The sequence below is a fragment of the Sutcliffiella horikoshii genome (genome assembly GCF_008180725.1).
GTDB classification, from domain to species: domain Bacteria; phylum Bacillota; class Bacilli; order Bacillales; family Bacillaceae_I; genus Sutcliffiella_A; species Sutcliffiella_A horikoshii_B.
Window position 1 is genome coordinate 408,453 of sequence record NZ_VTEV01000002.1, and the last position, 18,845, is coordinate 427,297.

The 18,845-nt window shown below is 38.9% G+C and carries 19 protein-coding genes; 11 read left to right on the forward strand and 8 right to left on the reverse strand.

Annotated elements, in window-relative coordinates; genetic code table 11:
• Positions 1-187: 187 nt before the first annotated feature.
• Positions 188-1,111: a nuclease-related domain-containing protein gene (locus FZC76_RS05940; protein WP_148987331.1), complete on the reverse strand. Its 924-nt coding sequence runs from the start codon at positions 1,109-1,111 to the stop codon at positions 188-190.
• 177 nt (positions 1,112-1,288) lie between these two features.
• Positions 1,289-1,651, reverse strand: a complete 363-nt coding sequence (locus tag FZC76_RS05945; RefSeq protein WP_148987332.1) for a DUF3889 domain-containing protein — start codon at positions 1,649-1,651, stop codon at positions 1,289-1,291.
• Positions 1,652-1,810: 159 nt separating this feature from the next.
• Between FZC76_RS05945 and FZC76_RS05950 the strand changes: the two genes are divergently transcribed.
• Positions 1,811-2,488 (forward strand): hypothetical protein, encoded by a 678-nt coding sequence (locus FZC76_RS05950; protein WP_148987333.1) that lies wholly within the window; start codon positions 1,811-1,813, stop codon positions 2,486-2,488.
• Between the two features lie 363 nt (positions 2,489-2,851).
• On the opposite strand, the gene FZC76_RS05955 is transcribed toward FZC76_RS05950, so the two are convergent.
• Positions 2,852-3,787, reverse strand: coding sequence for a S66 peptidase family protein (locus tag FZC76_RS05955; protein WP_148987334.1), 936 nt, complete (start codon positions 3,785-3,787; stop codon positions 2,852-2,854).
• A 235-nt stretch (positions 3,788-4,022) separates the two neighbouring features.
• Here FZC76_RS05955 and FZC76_RS05960 point away from each other — a divergent pair, with 235 nt between their 5' ends.
• Genes FZC76_RS05960 through FZC76_RS05975 form a run of 4 tightly spaced genes read left to right on the forward strand, consistent with a single transcriptional unit; the run spans position 4,023 to position 7,333 of the window.
• On the forward strand, positions 4,023-5,027 hold the full coding sequence (locus FZC76_RS05960) for a ring-cleaving dioxygenase (protein ID WP_148987335.1): 1,005 nt from the start codon (positions 4,023-4,025) through the stop codon (positions 5,025-5,027).
• Complete coding sequence (locus FZC76_RS05965; RefSeq protein ID WP_187441960.1) at positions 5,024-5,629, forward strand: alpha/beta hydrolase; 606 nt, start codon at positions 5,024-5,026, stop codon at positions 5,627-5,629. The genes FZC76_RS05960 and FZC76_RS05965 overlap by 4 nt, the downstream gene beginning before the upstream one ends.
• A 20-nt stretch (positions 5,630-5,649) precedes the next feature.
• Positions 5,650-6,222: an NADPH-dependent FMN reductase gene (locus FZC76_RS05970; RefSeq protein ID WP_148987337.1), complete on the forward strand. Its 573-nt coding sequence runs from the start codon at positions 5,650-5,652 to the stop codon at positions 6,220-6,222.
• Positions 6,223-6,235: 13 nt separating this feature from the next.
• Entirely contained in the window at positions 6,236-7,333 is a 1,098-nt protein-coding gene (locus tag FZC76_RS05975; protein WP_148987338.1) for a low temperature requirement protein A, read from the forward strand.
• 68 nt (positions 7,334-7,401) lie between these two features.
• On the opposite strand, the gene FZC76_RS05980 is transcribed toward FZC76_RS05975, so the two are convergent.
• Positions 7,402-8,295, reverse strand: coding sequence for a LysR family transcriptional regulator (locus FZC76_RS05980; protein WP_148987339.1), 894 nt, complete (start codon positions 8,293-8,295; stop codon positions 7,402-7,404).
• A 315-nt stretch (positions 8,296-8,610) separates the two neighbouring features.
• Between FZC76_RS05980 and FZC76_RS05985 the strand changes: the two genes are divergently transcribed.
• The 3 genes from FZC76_RS05985 (at position 8,611) to FZC76_RS05995 (ending at position 11,222) form a co-directional block, all read left to right on the forward strand.
• Positions 8,611-8,775, forward strand: a complete 165-nt coding sequence (locus FZC76_RS05985; RefSeq protein ID WP_148987340.1) for an aspartyl-phosphate phosphatase Spo0E family protein — start codon at positions 8,611-8,613, stop codon at positions 8,773-8,775.
• 103 nt (positions 8,776-8,878) lie between these two features.
• Positions 8,879-10,333: a spore germination protein gene (locus tag FZC76_RS05990; protein WP_187441961.1), complete on the forward strand. Its 1,455-nt coding sequence runs from the start codon at positions 8,879-8,881 to the stop codon at positions 10,331-10,333.
• Positions 10,334-10,460: 127 nt separating this feature from the next.
• Entirely contained in the window at positions 10,461-11,222 is a 762-nt protein-coding gene (locus FZC76_RS05995) for a TerC family protein (RefSeq protein WP_148987509.1), read from the forward strand.
• Between the two features lie 81 nt (positions 11,223-11,303).
• On the opposite strand, the gene cphA is transcribed toward FZC76_RS05995, so the two are convergent.
• Positions 11,304-13,928 carry a cyanophycin synthetase gene (gene cphA / locus FZC76_RS06000; protein ID WP_148987342.1) on the reverse strand — a complete coding sequence of 875 codons (2,625 nt, stop codon included), beginning with the start codon at positions 13,926-13,928 and terminating at the stop codon, positions 11,304-11,306.
• Positions 13,929-13,944: 16 nt separating this feature from the next.
• Positions 13,945-14,739: a cyanophycinase gene (locus FZC76_RS06005; RefSeq protein ID WP_148987343.1), complete on the reverse strand. Its 795-nt coding sequence runs from the start codon at positions 14,737-14,739 to the stop codon at positions 13,945-13,947.
• Positions 14,740-15,188: 449 nt separating this feature from the next.
• Between FZC76_RS06005 and FZC76_RS06010 the strand changes: the two genes are divergently transcribed.
• The 3 genes from FZC76_RS06010 to FZC76_RS06020 all read left to right on the forward strand — a co-directional run bounded on the left by FZC76_RS06010 (position 15,189) and on the right by FZC76_RS06020 (position 16,676).
• Complete coding sequence (locus FZC76_RS06010) at positions 15,189-15,563, forward strand: hypothetical protein (RefSeq protein ID WP_148987344.1); 375 nt, start codon at positions 15,189-15,191, stop codon at positions 15,561-15,563.
• Complete coding sequence (locus tag FZC76_RS23410) at positions 15,560-15,928, forward strand: hypothetical protein (RefSeq protein WP_262372445.1); 369 nt, start codon at positions 15,560-15,562, stop codon at positions 15,926-15,928. Before FZC76_RS06010 ends, FZC76_RS23410 begins: the two co-directional genes overlap by 4 nt.
• A 184-nt stretch (positions 15,929-16,112) precedes the next feature.
• Positions 16,113-16,676 carry a thioredoxin family protein gene (locus FZC76_RS06020; RefSeq protein WP_148987345.1) on the forward strand — a complete coding sequence of 188 codons (564 nt, stop codon included), beginning with the start codon at positions 16,113-16,115 and terminating at the stop codon, positions 16,674-16,676.
• Between the two features lie 355 nt (positions 16,677-17,031).
• Here the strand turns inward: FZC76_RS06020 and FZC76_RS06025 are convergent, their stop codons facing one another.
• Positions 17,032-17,742, reverse strand: a complete 711-nt coding sequence (locus FZC76_RS06025) for a MerR family transcriptional regulator (RefSeq protein ID WP_148987346.1) — start codon at positions 17,740-17,742, stop codon at positions 17,032-17,034.
• 70 nt (positions 17,743-17,812) lie between these two features.
• Positions 17,813-18,634 carry a hypothetical protein gene (locus tag FZC76_RS06030; RefSeq protein WP_148987347.1) on the reverse strand — a complete coding sequence of 274 codons (822 nt, stop codon included), beginning with the start codon at positions 18,632-18,634 and terminating at the stop codon, positions 17,813-17,815.
• Positions 18,635-18,845 lie beyond the last annotated feature (211 nt).

An 18,845-nucleotide genomic window follows, 5' to 3' on the forward strand; every position in this document is an offset into this window, starting at 1 on the left:
CTCTATTTGCCCGAATAGCCGTGTGAAAGCCAAGAACTGTCTAATAGAAGCGCTCTAATCGCCCAAACCCCCACCTACAGCAAGAGAAATGTCTAATAGAAATCATCTATTCACCAGAAATCCAATCTATAAAACTAATAATGTCTGAAATCCCCAAAATCCTCTCTCTCACAAGCATTCCATAATTCTATTCGTAATATCTCCACCTACGGCTTCTTTTAATTGAAAAATGTTTATCTAATATGCGATTTATCGTCTTACTAGAAATCCCCCTCCCACACCATTCAAAAATTCCACTAGTAGTAATCTTACTCACCGGAAACAACATCCTAAACTCCCGCACATGTCGCAGCACAATCTCCTCAAGCGCCTCTACCTTATGACACCTCACACACCGCGCAGACCGCCCCTCAATAAATACAGACAAAGAGGCACATCCTGCACACACCAACCCCTTTTTCACTTGATCATAAGAATAACCTGGCAAGTTCTTAAAAGGAGAATCCACCATATGAAGGGACGTTAGTTTTTCAGCAAGCTCCGTATGCTTGTTATTCAGCCCAGAAGAAGTATTTTCTAAGCCTTTAAGGTATCTGTTTATTTGAGTTGGATGAATAAAAGGTTTATCAAGAGGTGATTGGTACAGGGTGAATTCGGAGTTGATGAAAACCACGGAAGCGAGAATGGGGATATTATATCCAAAATTACTCAGCAGTTGGCGAAGCAATGAGTTGCAACGATTTAGTTGTGTCAGGGGATTGGTAACTTCTTTGGGCTTAGATAACGATTTAAAGTACATGTGATCAGAGGAGGCATCATAATAATAGTCCCCTTCAAAGTTCTTCACTTCAAAAAGATAAGCATTCCGGGGAGTGATAATAAAGGAGTCAATTTGAAATGTGGTGTTATTATGCTTTAGCAAGAGGTCATTCAAAATGAAGTGATTACAACCCTCTAATTTTTCAGTCAGGGCATCAAACATACACTCTCCTTCATAACCTTTCTCCAAGTTCCACAAGTATTGCTGTTCCTTTTCATGCAGCGTCATTCGGGCATTCAACGATAAGTAGATTTGCATTTCCCTTGACATAGTACGTGATTTAACTAGCATGTCCCACATCCTTCTATAGAGAGTCTATTTAACTATAACAGTTAAGTGGATGAAAATATATAATTTTCAAAAATATACCTTTTATTTTATTAACTAAAATAGTTAGTCAATAAACAATACATATGAAGTAGCCCTATATTGTAACCTAGAGCTACTCCCCAACTTGCTTATCTCCCACTACCTACGCTTTTTCCTTTTCCCCTTCCGCTTTATCTCCTCCAACTTCACCTCTTTAACCGACTCCGTCTCCTTATAAAAGCTAATCGTTACATTCACCCCGAACTCTTTCTCCCCTTCTTCTAACCAAAGCCTGAATTTCTCCGTTGTTAATATTGGGCCTTCCTGTCTTCCGAGATGTGAATAGTCCACAATTTCCGCTTTTGGATAGGTCTCTTTTGTTCGTTTCATCGCGAGCTGTCCCCACTTTGCGTAACTTGGTACTTGTTGAGTTGCAACTTGTGTGGCCTCTACTGATGAAACAGGTTGTAAACCAACAAATAGAAAGCATGCTATACAAAAAAGTAAGGTAAACTTCTTCATTTTTAATCCCTCCAGTTACGCTTATAGTGCCCCACCAGGAGTGATTTTAATTTGAACTTTGGGAAAAGAAGGATATCAGCTGTTGTTCCACGAAGAAAAGATAAGGAAAATAAAGGGTGGGTCGAAGTACCTAACCCTTTCATACCAGGAGGAGAAATTATGCGACATTCATTTTTGGTGTTAATACTTTTTAGCATTACAGTTCTTACCGCTTGTGGTAGCAATGCAGTTGGTGGTGAGGAGAATCCAAATACTCATTATGACGATGAAAAAATGACCGGAACGGTTTGGAATGTTAGTGGGGACAGTGTGGAGGTGGATATTTCGGAGTGGGAAAAGCGAGATAGGAAAGGAGCGAATGGAACAGAAGAGGGTTACTCCTACCTAGCTCAGATTACGGATGAGACCACAATCAAATACGAGAATGGGAAAGAAGCATTTCTTAAAGACCTTAAGAAGGGACAAAAAGTGTTAGTAAATCCACCAAGGGGAGAAAGTTTTGAAGGAAAGCCTAAGGAGCTCGTCCTATTAGATATGACCTTTCAAGAACAATATACACGATTCCTATCACATATAGATGGCTATAAACTTGTTGTTATGTATGAAGAAGGGGCTGTATTGCCTCCAGAATTGCAAGACCCTCTTTATGAAAAGGTTCTCAATCTCACAGAGGAGGAAGTGGTAGCCACTTGGATTGTCTACGATGATGAGTATGTGGTGGATTACAAAAAAGAGATTGGAGTCGAGCAGTTTCCAGTAGTTTTGGTCTTTAATCGGGAGGAACTGGTCTTTAAGACGTATGACGTGGAGAAAGTGTATGATTTCTTTGAGCAGTGACTTTAATGGTGTAAAAGCTGTTATTATTTTTGCATATTAAAATTTAAACAAACGTTTGGATAAGTCTATTTCTTTTACCTAAAGATTAACAATGAGGAGAAGAAGACAGATGTCGACTATTTCAGCATGGTATATTAAGATAACGTTGATTTGGCAGACCTGATATAATGCTTGGTGGCTTGAGATCCCTAAGCTAATCGAGCGAAGCAGAATTATGCAATAAACGAGACGAATCAGTCAATAAAAGACTGAAAGTATTCAATAAACCCGCTCAATTATAAAATAAATCCATTCAAATGAACGATAATCCATATTTTTACACAACCAACCTTCTGAATCACCGAGATTACTCTCCAAAAAGGGTTACGGTTCCTGTCCCCACGACACCGCTGGCTCCATCACCGTTATCGTATTATTCGTAGCGTTTATATTAACAGTAGCACCAATCGGAATGGCGGCCTTGAACCTCCCATGACCTGTGGCGAAGTTCATAATCAAGGGCTTTCTCGTCGGCACTAGAACAGAATTAATGAGATCTGTATAGGACGTGTTATATGCTACCGGGCAATTCGTACATTCCCCCATAATAATGCCGAGGCAATCCCTAAATTTTCCTGCCATCGACAGTTGGGTAAAGTAGCGAAGAATCATGTTGGAAGGTGTATGCGTGTCCTCTAGAAAAAGAATTTTGCCCTTTGTATCAATTTCATACGGCGTGCCAAGCGTATTCACGATGGAAGTGATATTTCCTCCAACAATTGGCCCGGTCACATTTCCAGGATTTATCCCCATCCGCACCAATTCTGGTGGATTAATAATAGCTCGCGGGGAGACAAACGTAGAAGTCGCTGCAAAAAATTGATTAAAGTTGTAAGCCGGTGTTTCTGCTCGAAAATCAATAAGCATCAAACTGTGAAACGTAATGAGATCACTGAACTGATATAAACTGTTCAACAGCACGGTAATATCACTGTACCCTGAAATTAACTTTGGATTCTCCCTGATGATAGTAAAATCAAGGTAAGGAAGAATCTGTTGAACACCTGTCCCGCCTCGTGTCGCAAGAATCATTTTCACATTCGGATTCTTAAACATATCCATGAGATCTTCTGCTCTTTTGTCAGCAGGAGCGGAGACAATCCCATCAATAGAATATACATACCTTCCAAAAACAACGTTAAATCCCATATCCCGCAAAAATTGAACCCTGGTATTTATTGTGGTTGCATCAAGAGGACTCCCCAAAGTAACCAAACCAATCGTATCTCCCCTTTGAAGCGCAAGTGGTTTAATGGCCATATACTTCGCTCCTTAAAACCATTTTATTTCTATTTATATGAATGAACGTTCTTTTTGAGAAGGGGAAGGGGTAAAAGTAAAAACACCAATTAGTTAACTAATAGTTAACTTAAGTTTAAAATCATTGAATTTACTTTAAGTAATTAAGAGCATATAATTGTAGTCGTTTGATGATTATTAATGATTGATTAAAAAATAAATATTTTCACATTAGCAGCATAAAGGGGGAAAACCTTTGAATATCAAGGGAATTCATCATGTATCTTCATTAACGGCAAATGCAGAAAAGAACTTGGATTTTTACACAGGAATATTAGGAATGCGTTTAGTCAAAAAGACGGTTAACCAAGATAATACTGCTTACTATCATCTGTTTTATGGAGATGAGGATGGGAATCCTGGGACAGAGTTGACCTTCTTTGAAATTCCCAATATGGCTAAAAAACATCCGGGTACTAACAGTATCTCCAGCATCTCCCTGCGGGTAAAGTCAGATGATGCTTTAATCTTTTGGCAGAATCGGTTTGAAAAATTAGGAGTGAACTATCAACCAATTACGAAGCGTTTTGGGCATGCTATCCTTCCTTTCAGTGATAGCGAAGGACACAAAATGGCACTTATCTCTGATCAACTAAATAATGGTGTACCTGGAGGAAAGGTATGGACGCGGTGGGACATTCCGGAACAGTATGGCATTGTTGGTCTTGGCCCTGTGACATTGACAGTCAAATATCTTGAACCTACCATTCAGGTTTTGACTGATGTGATGGGATTTAGAAAAATCGGCTCTTTTCAAGTGGATGACGCTCCCGTTAGAGAGGTACATGTATTAGATTCTGGAGCCGGGGGAAATGGGTCACAAATACATGTAGAACAAAGAAAAGATCTTCCTGATGAGAGACAGGGGCGTGGAAGTGTACATCATGTAGCTTTTAGGGTTGAAAACTCAGAAGAATTGAAGAAAGCAATAGAAGAAATCAAGAACGAGGGTTTTAAGACTTCCGGTTTTGTAGACAGATATTATTTTCATTCGTTGTATTTTTCCGAGCCTAACGGAATTCTGTACGAAATAGCGACAGATGGACCTGGGTTTTCCTTGGATGAAAAACAAGACCGTCTAGGGGAACAACTATCTTTGCCGACTTTCCTGGAGCCTAAACGCTCTGAAATTGAATCAAAATTAAAACCACTTCGGACTCCTTTGTATCGTAATGGTCAAAAGGAGGAGCTTCCATATTGAAGCACTTCTTTCATAACAGTAGTGAATCAGATCAAGTATTCCTTCTATTACACGGAACCGGCGGAAGGGAGACAGATTTATTATCCGTAGCAGGTAAAGTGGATGTTTCTCTATCAGTATTAGGTGTAAGAGGAGATGTAATAGAGGATGGACGGTTTCGCTACTTTAGTCGGAAAATCGACGGTTCCATAGATGAAGAATCAATCAGAGCAAAAACCATAGACCTCTTGGATTTTCTGAATCAAGCAGCTTCCATCTATCCATTTAATAAAAAGAATATTCATCTAATTGGTTATTCAAACGGTGCCAATATGGCTGTCAGTTTAATTCTTCACCAACCTGAAATATTCAAAAGTGCTATATTATTACACCCAAGTCATCCCCTAAAGTCTTTTAAAGAAGCTCGACTGGATGCTTTGGACATTTTTATCACCGCGGGTGCAAGAGATCAAATGGTACTACCGAGTGAAGCAGTACAACTAAAAAGCCATCTCACCAATCTAGGCGCGCGTGTTTCCTTGCATATGACGGATTATGGGCATGAAATAAGAGATTCAGAGATTACAGAAGCAACTAAATGGTGGAACAAGACATTTAAATAAAGAAGGAAAGGAAGATCTACATGTTAAAAATTGTATCGATTTGTGGGAGCTTAAGGAAGGATTCTTTTAATAAAATGCTATTAGAAGCTATAAAACAAGAATCAAAAGAAGTAGGAGATATGGAAATAACCATTGTAGAAATTGACAAATTACCTTTATTTAATGAGGACCTTGAAATAGGTGGAGATCCTGTAGAGGTAATTGATTTTAAGGAAAAGCTTAGAGAAGCAGATGGAATTCTGATTGTCACGCCTGAATACAATTCGGGAATACCTGGTGGATTGAAAAATGCGTTGGATTGGGCTTCGCGTCCCATTCAATCTTCCATATTTGCCAACCTTCCTGTAGCGGTAGCCGGTGCGACTCCTGGCAGTATTGGAACAGCTCTTTCTCAAATGCAACTAAGACAAATTCTTGTAGCGATGAATGCAAATGTCATGAGCGGCCCTAAGGTTCTGGTAGGAGGCGTGCATCAAAAAGTAGATAGTGAGACTAAGCAGATAATTGATCAGAGAACAATAAGTCATCTCCGCTCATTTGCTAATCAGTTAAAAGATTTTGTCATGATGTACAAGAAAGAGAAGAATAAATAATAGGGGGGATTATGTGCCTCACAAAAAAGTAAACTGGATAGAGTTATTCTATGACTTAATATATGTTGCTGCCATTGCAACAGCGACCCATACTTTATTGCATGTTGAAGACCAGACCATACCTGTTGAATATATGGTGAAATTTATACTAATATTTATCCCGATTTGGTGGGCTTGGGTAGGTCAGACCTTGTTTGTTAACCGTTATGGAGAAGATACGAATAGAGACCGCATATGGATGAGTGTACAAATGGTATTTGTAATTCTTATGACGGCAAGTCTTTCCGTTGATTTTGATACCTACTATCTCCCTTTTCTCATCGGATATTTAGGGGTGCGATTGGTTGTTTCCATTCAGTATATATCCGCCATTCAACGTGAAGTAGCTGAACGAAAAATGGTTGCAAAGTTCCTCGGTTATGGTTTTTTAATTGGTGCACTCATTTCGTTAGGTTCTCTTTTATTTGACTCGTGGATCAAGTATTTTGTATTGTACTTAGGGATTTCCGTTGATATAGTGGTTCCGCTCATAGGTCGTAAACATATTAAAAAAGTACCGATTAATACTCCTCATCTATTAGAGAGATTCGGCTTACTGACCATTATCCTTTTTGGGGAATTTATTGTAAGTATCGTTTCCATCATAGAGGTAGAAAAAAATCAGTGGAACAGCATCGGGATTTTACTCCTAACATTTACATTAGTCATGGCAATGTGGTGGCAGTATTTTGATACGCTAGAAAAGAAAGTCAATAAAGAATATAAAACTTCCGGACAACTTATTGTTTATGGGCACTTAATAATATTTATGTCTATGAGTGTTATTGCTTCGGTCATTCAACTGGGATTTTTATATGACATTGGAAAAGATGTATGGGTAGCAATAGCTTTTGCATCAACCCTTATTTATGTAGGTGGTACTAGTTTAGTTTTTCACAAGTATCGTTACAAAACAAATCGACTAAAACTTAAACATTACCTGCTTTTAGTGAGCGTTAATATCGGGTTATTCATAAGTAGCTTATTACTTCCTGTCGATAAAATAATTGTCCTCATTCAACTTGCATGCTTTTTTGTTTTCTACGCATATATCACCACAAAAAATAAATAAGTTAAAGATAAGCTTCTAATTTATGCGAATTAGAAGCTTAACGTTACTTTTCTATAAATGAATCTGGACTATCCCCGAAGCATCTTTATCACCTTGTGCTGAAAGTTTTTCGCTTCAACAGACATGCTTACATTCTTGTGGCTAAATGTCCAGAAATCAAAATTTATAAGACTGGGATTGCCCAGCGGAATCACAGCTAGATTACCATTTCTTACATCTAAATGATTTTTGAATGAAAAATCATAAAGAATACAGATAGCATGTCCATGTAAGACGGAATCCCTTAAAACCTCTACATTATTTGATGTGAGGAAAGGTTGCACATTTTTTAAGAATTTTTCATTTAGGAGCCGAGCGCGTTTAGAATTATAAAGGACTACTTTTTCATCCCTTATGTCTTCCATATAGATATGATCCTTGTGATAGAGATGGGAATGCTTACTAACATATACGCATGCATGACCAGTATAAAGCAAATCATAAAAGATAGAATCTTGAATATTTGCATTCTTCAGCTCTTCTTCATCAAATTGTGTAAACCCAATGTCTATTTCCTTGTATTTTAGCGCTCTTAATAGATCATCCTGGTCCATTTCAATAATCTCTACTTGAATGTGACGATGCTCTTCAATAAAAAGCAAATACGCATCATAAATAACATATGTCAAGGATGGCCCGCACCCTACTCTGAGTGTCTTCCATGTATTTTCTGTTGTTAGTTGTTTATGGAGATCATCCATTATAGATAAGATCTCAAGTCCACTTTTAATAATCTTTTTTCCCTGTGAGGTCGGGATAGTGCCTTGGCGAGAACGATGAAAGATAGAAATGCCTAATTCCTTTTCAAGTTGAGAGATGGACTTGCTTATCGCTGGTGTGGACACGTGCAGATTATTTGCTGCCCTCGTTAGCGATTTTTCTTTTGCGACTTCTAAGATATATTTTATTTGATCAAGATTCATAGACTCGGAGACCACCTGATATCATTTATTATTTTCATTACGGCTCTGTTAAAGCGTACTATTGATTTTTTCAGCAACCTAGCTGTTGATTGGAGCAATGGGCGAAGACTCCTGAGGGAAATAGCGTTTAGGGGAGACCCCGCAGGCGCTTTTCCGAGGAGGCTCCCCAAACGCCCCTAGGAAAGCGAAGCCTAGTGCGGAAATCAACAGCGGTGTTTAACAGAGCCTTCATTATTATAAATAGCCTTGGAAAGGTTAACAATATTTAGTTTAATACAACTGGAATTAAATATACAAAGGAATGAGAAGATACCTATGCATAAGATGCAAAAAGAAAAATTAGAAAATCTAGTTGAGATATTAAAAGAAAGGTTGTATCAATCTTATCTTAAAAATGGTCTTGATAGTGAAACGACCATTTCAATTAGTCAGGAACTAGACGCGATATTAAACGTGATGCAAATTTTAAAAGTAAAGTAAGCTCACCATCTCCAGTATAGTTTCCCTTTTTACGAGCATATTAGTTAACGACCAACTGCTAAAGGGAAAATACATACTAATTTTTGTAAGGTGATTGATATACGTGAATAAGTCCATCCATCCAGAGCTCGAAAAAAATATAAACGGTCTTAAAAAATGCTTTTATCATACACCATCACTTTCCACAAGAAAGTTAGAAGTAGGCACTGAAAATACTATATGTATGACGCTCGTGTACATGGAAGAATTGGTAGATACTGAAAAGATTGAAACTCATCTAATTGAACCTCTTTTAAAATTTCATGAAGAAATTCATTGGGACGAAAAAAGCATCGAACACATTACACAAAAAATCATTAAAACCGCAGGCGTAAACATTGCCGACTCGATGCAAGAAGTGATAGATGCTCTCCTAGACGGACAAACTGTCTTATTTATAGATGGACTGACTAGGGGGATCATTGCCAAAACTGCTCAGATGAAAGAAAGAAACTTGGAGCAAGTTATAAGCGAACGATCTCCGAAGGGCTCAATGGTAGCCTTAACGGAAAAACTAAATACAAATTTGGGTTTACTGCGCGGTATGATAAAAACTCCTCATTTTTGTGCAGACTCGCTGAATATTGGAAACTTATCAAAAACTTCCGTATCAATTCTCTACATTCAAGGTGTCGTAGATCAAGATGTGTTAGCTGAAGTTAAAAGGCGTATAGACAAACTAAAAGTTAACTATGTCCTAGAGGGAAAATTAATTGAAGAAGCCATGGAAGATCCCTCAAAGGTTTTTCTATTTTCTATGTCTGAAATCACAGAACGTCCTGATGTCATATCATCCTCCCTATACGATGGAAAAGTAGTAGTGCTAGTTGATGGAAATCCATATGGGATTATTTTACCAGGCTTGTTTGTCTCTTCTCTTCAAGCACCAGATGAGTATAACCAAAAGCTGGGGCGTTTTACTATTCGCTTAATAAGGCTGATAAGTTTTATTATGACGATTTATATTCCAAGCGCTTATGTTGTGATTTCTAAGTTCTATTCCGACCGATTACCTAAAAATATAGCTGAAACTTTATTTAAAGGGGATGAGTTACTTTCCCCGTTCTGGAGTATGATTGCCTTATTCTTTTTACTTACAGTTTTAGCTGATGCAATTTTTCGTATTCCTCAGAGTGCCATTGTTTTTGTTTCTTTGTTGGCTACTATAGCAATTGGCGAAACAGCAGTTTCAGCAAAAATAATACATCCATTTAGCCTTATTCTAGTGGCTATTACCTATTTAACCAGCACTTTACTTGCCAGTAAACAAATGGCAGCCCCTACCAATACACTGCGTTTTGCGTTTTTATGGATTGGGAATTTTGTTGGGATTACTGGCATGGTGGTAGGCTCGACGCTCTTGCTCCTTTATATGGTGTTCCTTCGATCGGTTGGTGTACCATACTTATCCCCCATCATCCCATTTCGAATTCAAGAGTTTCAGGATACGTTTTTTAGAGGCAGGTTGGAAAAAATCAATAATAGCAAACACAGTTATCCGAATTTGAATAGTAAGTAAACGGGATAATTCATTTTTTATAAGCCTTTACATTAAGCAAAATTTAGCTACCTAAATCCTCCATCACTAAAAATTTCCCGCGTTGCAAACGCTATTAGTAAGCCAACAGCTTTTAGGGGGTTTAATGATGGATGTATCCATTTTATTAGAATATACATGGGTTTTGCTCTTGCTTGTAGCACTTGAAGGACTTTTGGCAGCTGATAACGCCTTGGTGTTAGCAATTATGGTGAAGCATCTACCAGAAAAAGAGCGGAAAAAAGCTTTATTTTACGGTCTGGCTGGTGCGTTTGTTTTCCGATTCGGATCTTTGTTCGTCATCTCATTTTTAGTGGATGTATGGCAAGTACAGGCAATCGGTGCTATTTATCTCCTTTTCATTTCGCTGAACCATATCCTTAGAAAATATGTCTTTAAGAGACAAAAAGTAAAGAAAGAAAAGGAAAAGAAAGCCGGCTTCTGGGGTACCGTACTCAAGGTGGAGTTAGCAGACATCGCTTTTGCTGTAGATTCAATCCTAGCTGCGGTTGCACTTGCCGTAACATTGCCGGATACACCTCTTCCTACCATTGGAGGGTTAGACGGAGGAAAGTTTCTTGTAATTTTTGCTGGAGGATTAATTGGGTTAATTATTATGCGTTTTGCAGCTAACTTATTTGTAGCATTATTGAAATCAAGACCAGGTCTTGAAATTGCTGCATTCCTCATTGTCGGATGGGTTGGGGTAAAGCTATTAGTGTATACACTAGCACATCCCCAATTAGGTATATTACCCGAAACATTCCCAAAATCCACAGAGTGGAAAGTAACGTTCTACGTGGTTTTGCTTCTGATTGCAGCAGGAGGTTGGTTCTTCTCAAAGGTACAGGAAGAAGAAGCAATCAATTAGTTTGTCACCTGGCATAGTAGACGCAATCCTCGTTATAAAAAAAGAAACAGTCTAGAATGCCTGGACTGTTTCTTCTTGTTATTAAATTTTTTCAAAAACACGGGTAGCTTCAACCTGTCTGATATGTTCCAAAAGTATTTGAATCGAAGCGTATTGATCATAAAGCAGCACGAGAGTATCTCCTGGCTCTGAGAGTTCCCAGCCCTTGATCATCGCTTCAAGCTCTTTATAATGGACGTAAACGGCAGTTGCGCTTGTTGCCTGTTCGACTCCCCTTGAGAGAAGAGAAATGGTTTCTCCTGGTGTTCTTCCCCGTAAGTTGTCTTCTTCTTTTATGATGAAAATGTCGGAGTAGCTTCCAATGATGCGGCCCATTTCACATATGGCATGATCTTGTCTGTCGCCAGCGGCTGAACCAACAGTGATTAGTCGTCCATTTTTCAATAAATCAATCGTTTCAAAAAGCGCCTTTAACCCTGCAGGATTGTGAGCATAGTCCACCACAATCGTCCTTTCTTGAACACTCACCACATTGAAACGGCCTGGGTTTTGTTCTTCGGTAGGAAGAAAGGTGATAATATTGCTTCTTAGCTCTGAAAACGGGCGACCAAGTGAATAAGCAGCAGCAAGGGCAGATAGGACATTTGCAATATTGTGACGCGCTGCACCGTTTATGGTAATTGGGATATGGGTAACCGGAAGGAACCTTTCCGTTTTGCCTGCTTCACTGAACATAATCCATCCGTTTTCCACATACCATGTTTTCGTGCCGTCTTCTATTGCCTTCTGAACGACAGGGTTTGTATGGGATAAGGAAAAATAGACAACTTCTCCGTTTGTATGTGGTGCCATTTTCACGCACATAGGATCATCTGCATTTAAAATACATGCACCTTGAGGCAACACCACTTCTGGAATGGTTTGTTTTAATCTTTGAAGGTCATCCAAAGTTTCCACGCCTCTCAATCCGAGATGGTCCTCGCTTACGTTTGTTACGATGCCTACATCGCAATAGCGGAATGCCAATCCTTCTCGAAGCATGCCGCCGCGAGCTGTTTCAAGTACTGCGACATCTACGTTCGGGTTAGCTAGCACTTTTCTGGCACTAATGGGTCCGCTGCAATCTCCTTTATCAAGTTGCTGATCTCCAACCCACACGCCGTCCGAGCATGTAAGTCCCACTGTTACATTATCCTTTTGTAAAAGATGTTTGACGAGACGGGATGTGGTTGTTTTCCCATTTGTACCTGTGACTGCAACGACGGGAATGGCTGCTTCTTCACGGGAGGAAAACAAATAGTCCACAATTGCTCCACCAACATCACGGCTTTTTCCTTTTGAAGGATACAGATGCATCCGTATTCCAGGTGCTGCGTTCACTTCAAGAATGGCCGCTTCCTCTTTTTTATAAGCGACAGAAACGTCTGTGGAAATGATGTCGATTCCAGCAACATCAAGTCCTGCTGCGGCCGCAGTAGCAACCGCCATTTTTCTATAGTCAGGATGAACATCATCTGTTACGTCAATGGCAGATCCCCCTGTGGAAAGATTGGCATTCCCCAGCACTTCTAGCGTTTGACCAACATCCAGAACAGAATGAAGGGAGTAGCCGCTCTTTTCCAAATGCACCGTCGTACGATCATCAAGGGGGATTTTGCTCATGGCTTTTTCATGACCGTCCCCGCGTAACGGATCGAGATTTTCTTCCTCGATTAATTGGGAAATGGTTCTAACACCGTCTCCGATAACTGTCGGTGGGAGGCGGAGACTGGCCGCTACAAGCTCATGGTTTACCACTAGGAAGCGGTAATCCATCCCTTTGTAATATCTTTCTAGAATATATTGCGTGTCTTCTTTATATACACAACGAAAGGCTGCCAATAGATCAGAGTCATTTTTAATATCAGTAATAATATTTTGTCCTTGGCGCCCATTAAGTGGTTTTATGACTAAAGGATAGCCGATTTCTTCCGCTGACTTTAATAAGTCAAATTCATCAGAAATGACGACACCCTTCGGAACAGGAAGACCTGCACCTTTTAGTAAAGTTTTGGTCATATCCTTATCACAAGCATTTTCCACTGCCAAATAGGAGGACTGGCTAGTGATGGTTGCCTGAACGGACTTTTGCTTTTTGCCTGTGCCGATTCTTAAGTAACTGTTAGTCCCTACCCGTTCAACCGGAATCTTTCGGGCGCGGGCAGCTTGATAAATGGAATCTGTGCTTGGACCCAATTTATATTCATAAAAAAGGTTCGAAGTATGCTGAATGTAGGATTCCGCATTGGTCTCTTTCCCATTTAGGATAGCTTGTACAATTTTAAGTGCTGCCTCGAATGCATAAAAGCCTGACTTGGGTTCTAAATAATCAAAGGTCACAAAATAGATCCCTCTTTTTTCACTTGTAATTGTTTTCCCTCGTTTTACTTTAATGCCAGCAAGGTGCTGAATTTCCAATGCTATATGTTCAAGGATGTGTCCAATCCAGGTTCCCTCTTTTAGACGTTCCACAAATCCGCCCGCATAGCCTCTCGAACATGTATGGGTATAGAGGGAGGGTAAGACTTCAAGTAGTTGATCAGTAAAGCCAGGGATGGTGTTTGATGGTCTTTCTTCCAACTCTTCAATATCAAGTTCTACACAAATAGTGGGTCTGAAGCTATATAAATTGGGACCAGATAAATAACTGACGCGATTAATTTTCATTGATTGCTTTCGCTCCTTAAGGGATAATTAGTTCACTTTTAGCTAAATTAAAAATTGCTCCTCCGCCAAGCGTATGGAAGCGTATATCCGTTATGGTCATATTTCCCTTGTTTTCTGCTACATCTATATATGTAGATTTTTTGCCATCGAAAATAATCACGTTATACTCGCCGACGACTTCAAACTTCTCTCCCTCATTTTGGACCCATATGGCGGTATTTTCATCAATACCAATACCGATAATTTGAGGGTTTAATGAGATCGCTCTCATTAGTCTGCTAAAACGATCCCGCTGCGAAAAATGCTGATCAATTATTACGTCTTCCATGAAGCCGAACCCAGATCCCATTTCAAGTATAGAATTGTCATCCTTATCGAAAAGTTTGGAAGAGATAATCATCAATTTACTCATGACGGCAGCTCCGGCACTGGTTCCTCCAATGATTAATCCATTTTTCCATTCCTGAATAAGGTGCTTGTAAAAAGAGGTTCCACCTAGGATGCTGGTAAGCCTCAGTTGATCTCCGCCTGTCATATACAATCCCGACAAGCCGGCAAGCTTAGTAGGAAGTTCACTGTCTTCCGCTTTTTCCCTGGAATCTAAGTGAAAAAGTACTGGTGCCTCGCCATGCAACTCCTGAAATAAATGATAATATTCAGTCCCGACCTCTTCCGGGTACCCAGTAGCAGTGGTTAAAATTCCTATTGGGCCTTTGCGGCTTTTACACAGTGAAGCAAACTTCGACAAAATAACTTTTGAACCGGTCTTATCTTCATTGCCGCCAATAATCAATAAATCTCCCTTAGCCATACCCCACGACCCTCTTTACTTTTTATTCTGACCGCATACTCTATCAGATTAATTTTCAATATAAACAATTTTATATACCCTTTTAGGAGTAGAGGTAAACCTGTTGGTAACAGGGGTGGTTGTATCAAATTAATAAGTTCTTACAACTCCAAACCGTTAGATATGGACTATTTCTTAAAGGATGCAGAAATTTGTCAAAACTCGATTCACCCAAAGCCCTTATTAGAATGCCGACTTCCTTATAAAAAAGAAATGGTTCATTGGAAGTTTTACCATTGGACTAGCTTTCTGAGTACAACAGAAGGAATTTTGCAGAATCCACCCTTGGTAGCGGTAGGGGATTGGGGGGAAAGACTATTTTTAATCCCTAGAATATTTCTCTTGAGCTTCCAATCATTCTCTGAAATAATCAATTTTAGTAGGAAATAACTAGAAGAGGAGTCTAAGCTATGAGGAGATTTTCTGTCGTATTCCTATTAATTTTCACAATCACCACCATTCTAACGTTCTTCCTAGTTTACAAGGAAGTAAACCACCCATTTGCAACAGCAATGGTTGGTGGCTACGCAATGTTCTTAATTATATCTTTGTGTTATTTTCTCCTGGCAATTTTGTGGAAAGCAAGTAAGTTATCACGTATAGAGCTGCGAAGGAGATTACGCCGATTCATTTTTTATTTTGTAGTAATCTTTGGTATGAGTTTTTTAATTAAATTCAGTAATCCAGATTACTATAAAACTGTCTCTATCGCTTTTGGCATTTCGTTAGGAGTATCTTTCTTTGATCTGGCTTTACCATTAAGGAAAACCGGTATAGAGACATGAATATAAAAGAAAAAACTTATGCAGAAAAATTGTTAAAGCGAATATTTATAGGAAGTCAATTAAATGGATTAGAATTTGGAGTCGGCCCAGGTTCAATAAAAGTATTCTTTATCCACCAGCATCCTATGGAAAGCCAACCGCTCACTCTCTTTCTAAACATGGAAAGTAAATGGACAGTATTTGCTGACACTCTAGAACTTACACAGGAAATCCCCATTAGATCTGAAGAAGAAATGTACCAATGGATTATCGACATGCGAAGAAAGAAAGTGATTGATGTATCCCTTGGAGAAGAAACGCCGCACCTACTTATTCATTTTGAACACGGGAAAATATTGTACGTTAATGGAAAGCATGACCAATAATGAGTGTTGGCAAGCTGGAGATGAAGATGGAGATGGTTGGTTAGTGGTTGCCATGCCCGGGGATGAAATTGCCATGTGGGAACCCGAAAATTAGACGATTACAAATAATATCACTATAAATTGACTTCTACGACTACAATTATGATGATTATACAGCTTTTATTCAAACAAGGAGGTTACCAGCATGAAAACAGAAGAACAATTTTTTCAAGAAGGAAAATCCATTCAAGCATACATGGATGAAATGAGTATGCTAAAAGAGGAAAGCTTAAGTGTCTATGAAAGGTTCCAATTGCCTGCAGATGGATTGGTAGAAAAGCTGCAACAGCACTCCCTGCATTTTCTTACCATTACAGAAGATTGGTGCGGTGATGCCATGATGATCAACCCGGTGATTCGTAAGCTTGCTGAGGCTGCAGACATAGATTTCCGAGTTGCTCTGAGAGACGCAGACACCAGTCTAATTGACCGTCATCTGACAAATGGGGGACGGGCGATTCCCATGATAATAATTCTGAGCGAACAAGGCGAACTTTTGGGGAAATGGGGACCGCGTGCACCTGAAGTACAACAGATTGTAGACGAACTCCGGGGGGCGCTACCACCTAAGGAAGATCCTAGTTTTTCAGAAAAGCAAAAGGAAGTCATTGCTACGTTAAGGCAGAGATATATAGGCGAGGAAATGCTATGGTCTTACGTGTATGATAGTTTTAAGAATACATTGATGAGTGTTTTGGAAGAAGAATAGAGGAAATGAGTAGGCCGAGGTTAAAAAAGATAACTAAGGTCTATTTTTTTTAGGACAGCAATAAAGACAGATCACGGGTTCTGAGTGCCATTAACCAAATAACAGCACTCGACTTATGATGTCGACACAAAGTCATTTTTGTAGATATTTCTCGGGAAATTGTTGAAATAAGTTGAGTGAAAACATCAAAAAGTGACTCAGAGAGCCAGCTTTAGTCAAAAAAACGCCTATGTTTACATTGTGCATGCATCATAGGCGATACGATATTTAACTACTCCTGTATCAGACATCGGATATATGTAGTGATTTATTAATCAAAATAGTACATGTCGGTTTATATCGCGTGACGATACGCTCATTTCTTAAACAACGACAATAGCCAACCCCAATTACCATTATCCCGTTTTTGCATTTCTTCTTCTAGACGCTTATTAAAATCATTCTGAGAAACCCATTCTTTTTTCTGTTCGTCTCGCATTTTCTGGATTTCTTCCTGTAGCATTTCCGTTCTTTCTCTTTCTTGTTCCAAAAGAGTTTCGTAGTGTTCTCTTTGTTCTTCTGTTAATTTCTCAATCTTGTTATTCGTTTTTTGTGCCGAATTACCGATACTTGAACTAATAAAGTGATGGTCCTGCTGAAGCTGGGCTACCGTCGTTTTGATTTGTGACATATCTTGTTTTAACTGAATGTTCATTTCACGTGCTGCAGCAAGTTCGGTCGCTAAGTATTTAAAAAACTCCTTCATTTGTTCTGGATCACTTGGTAATGTTTCGCTCGTATCGGGTAGCGCTATGTCTGTTTGAGTGGTGTTCTCCAAGCGCTCTTTTTGCATATCAACTATATCCCGTGCCGTGCTGTCGAGAGGCTTGTCCGTATCGCGTAGCGCTATAAGCGCTTTAACATCCGATTCAACAAAGATCCGCCTGTCCCCATCCTTTAAAAACTCGTACCCATTCCGTTCTAGTATCTGTCCATACTTTCGTACAGTAGGGGTGGCAATCCCCACTTCTTCCGCCACTTCTTTGGTCGAATATGCCCGCTCATTAGGTTGTATATCGTTTCGCATATCGCACCTCCTAACTTTAAATATGAGGGTTATATAGAAATTTGGCAAGGGGTATATCGGCTATATGTGTTCACTTTACTACATGAACTTTGGGTTTTATCCATATTGATAAAAGCAATCCAATTATAGAGGCTGAAATTAGTGGGAATGGGTCAAACAAAACCCCTATTTTATAATAGAATAATGCTAGATAAAAGCAAAAGTATCCCCATATCATCCAAACCTTATTTAAGGTTATTCCTCTTCTTCTTAATACGGTCAATCCAAGGTAAAAGCCTATCGATCCACTAATACAACCGAATAAAAGCTCAACTATAGTTCCATTTTGAAAAGGAAATACAATGCAGCCTGGCAGAAAAAAAAGATATAAGAACTTTACTGAACCGTACATTTTTTCAAGTAGTGGTCCTGTAAATAATAAACTGACAATACCTATGAATAGTAAAAGTAAGATATCGGAAGGGTCTATAACCCTTTTGATATACTGAATATTATTAATAGAATGATAGAGATCTTTTTCCATTACTTGATAGACAGTATAAATTAGTAGAAATATAGTTAGTAAAACCGTTCCTGAATAACGGATTGTTATATAGAGCTTATTTGCGTTGGTCCTTGCTATTAAGTTTTGATTAGAGGTTATGCTTCTTTCAATATAATTACGCAGCTCTTGCTCAATTAATCTCTCAATTTCTTCATCTGAATATCGATCCCACACCTTATGGTTCCGTAGGTTTATAATTATTTTTTCCTTTAAACTAGAGACCAATGCGTGATTAAGTGAAGAATTAACATGATAGTCTTTTAAGATGTGTTCAATTGACTTGGGATGTAAGTGGAAGTGCTTTGAAATGTGGGTTCTGAGGTTTAGCTCTTGATTATATATTCCCATGTTACGAGGTACTCCTTTAATCGTTTTTGGGTATTAAGTTCTATCCAATAATATTATAACAATTTTATAAGAGGAGTTGGGTAATATTAGATGATTTTACCTGTTTATGGTTATGTTGGCTGGTACTGTAGTTGGAGTATTAGTATGTTTATTAATGAAGCGTGAGGAAGTGCTTTCTCGAAATCGTAAATAATTTCAGTAAATAAAAGGA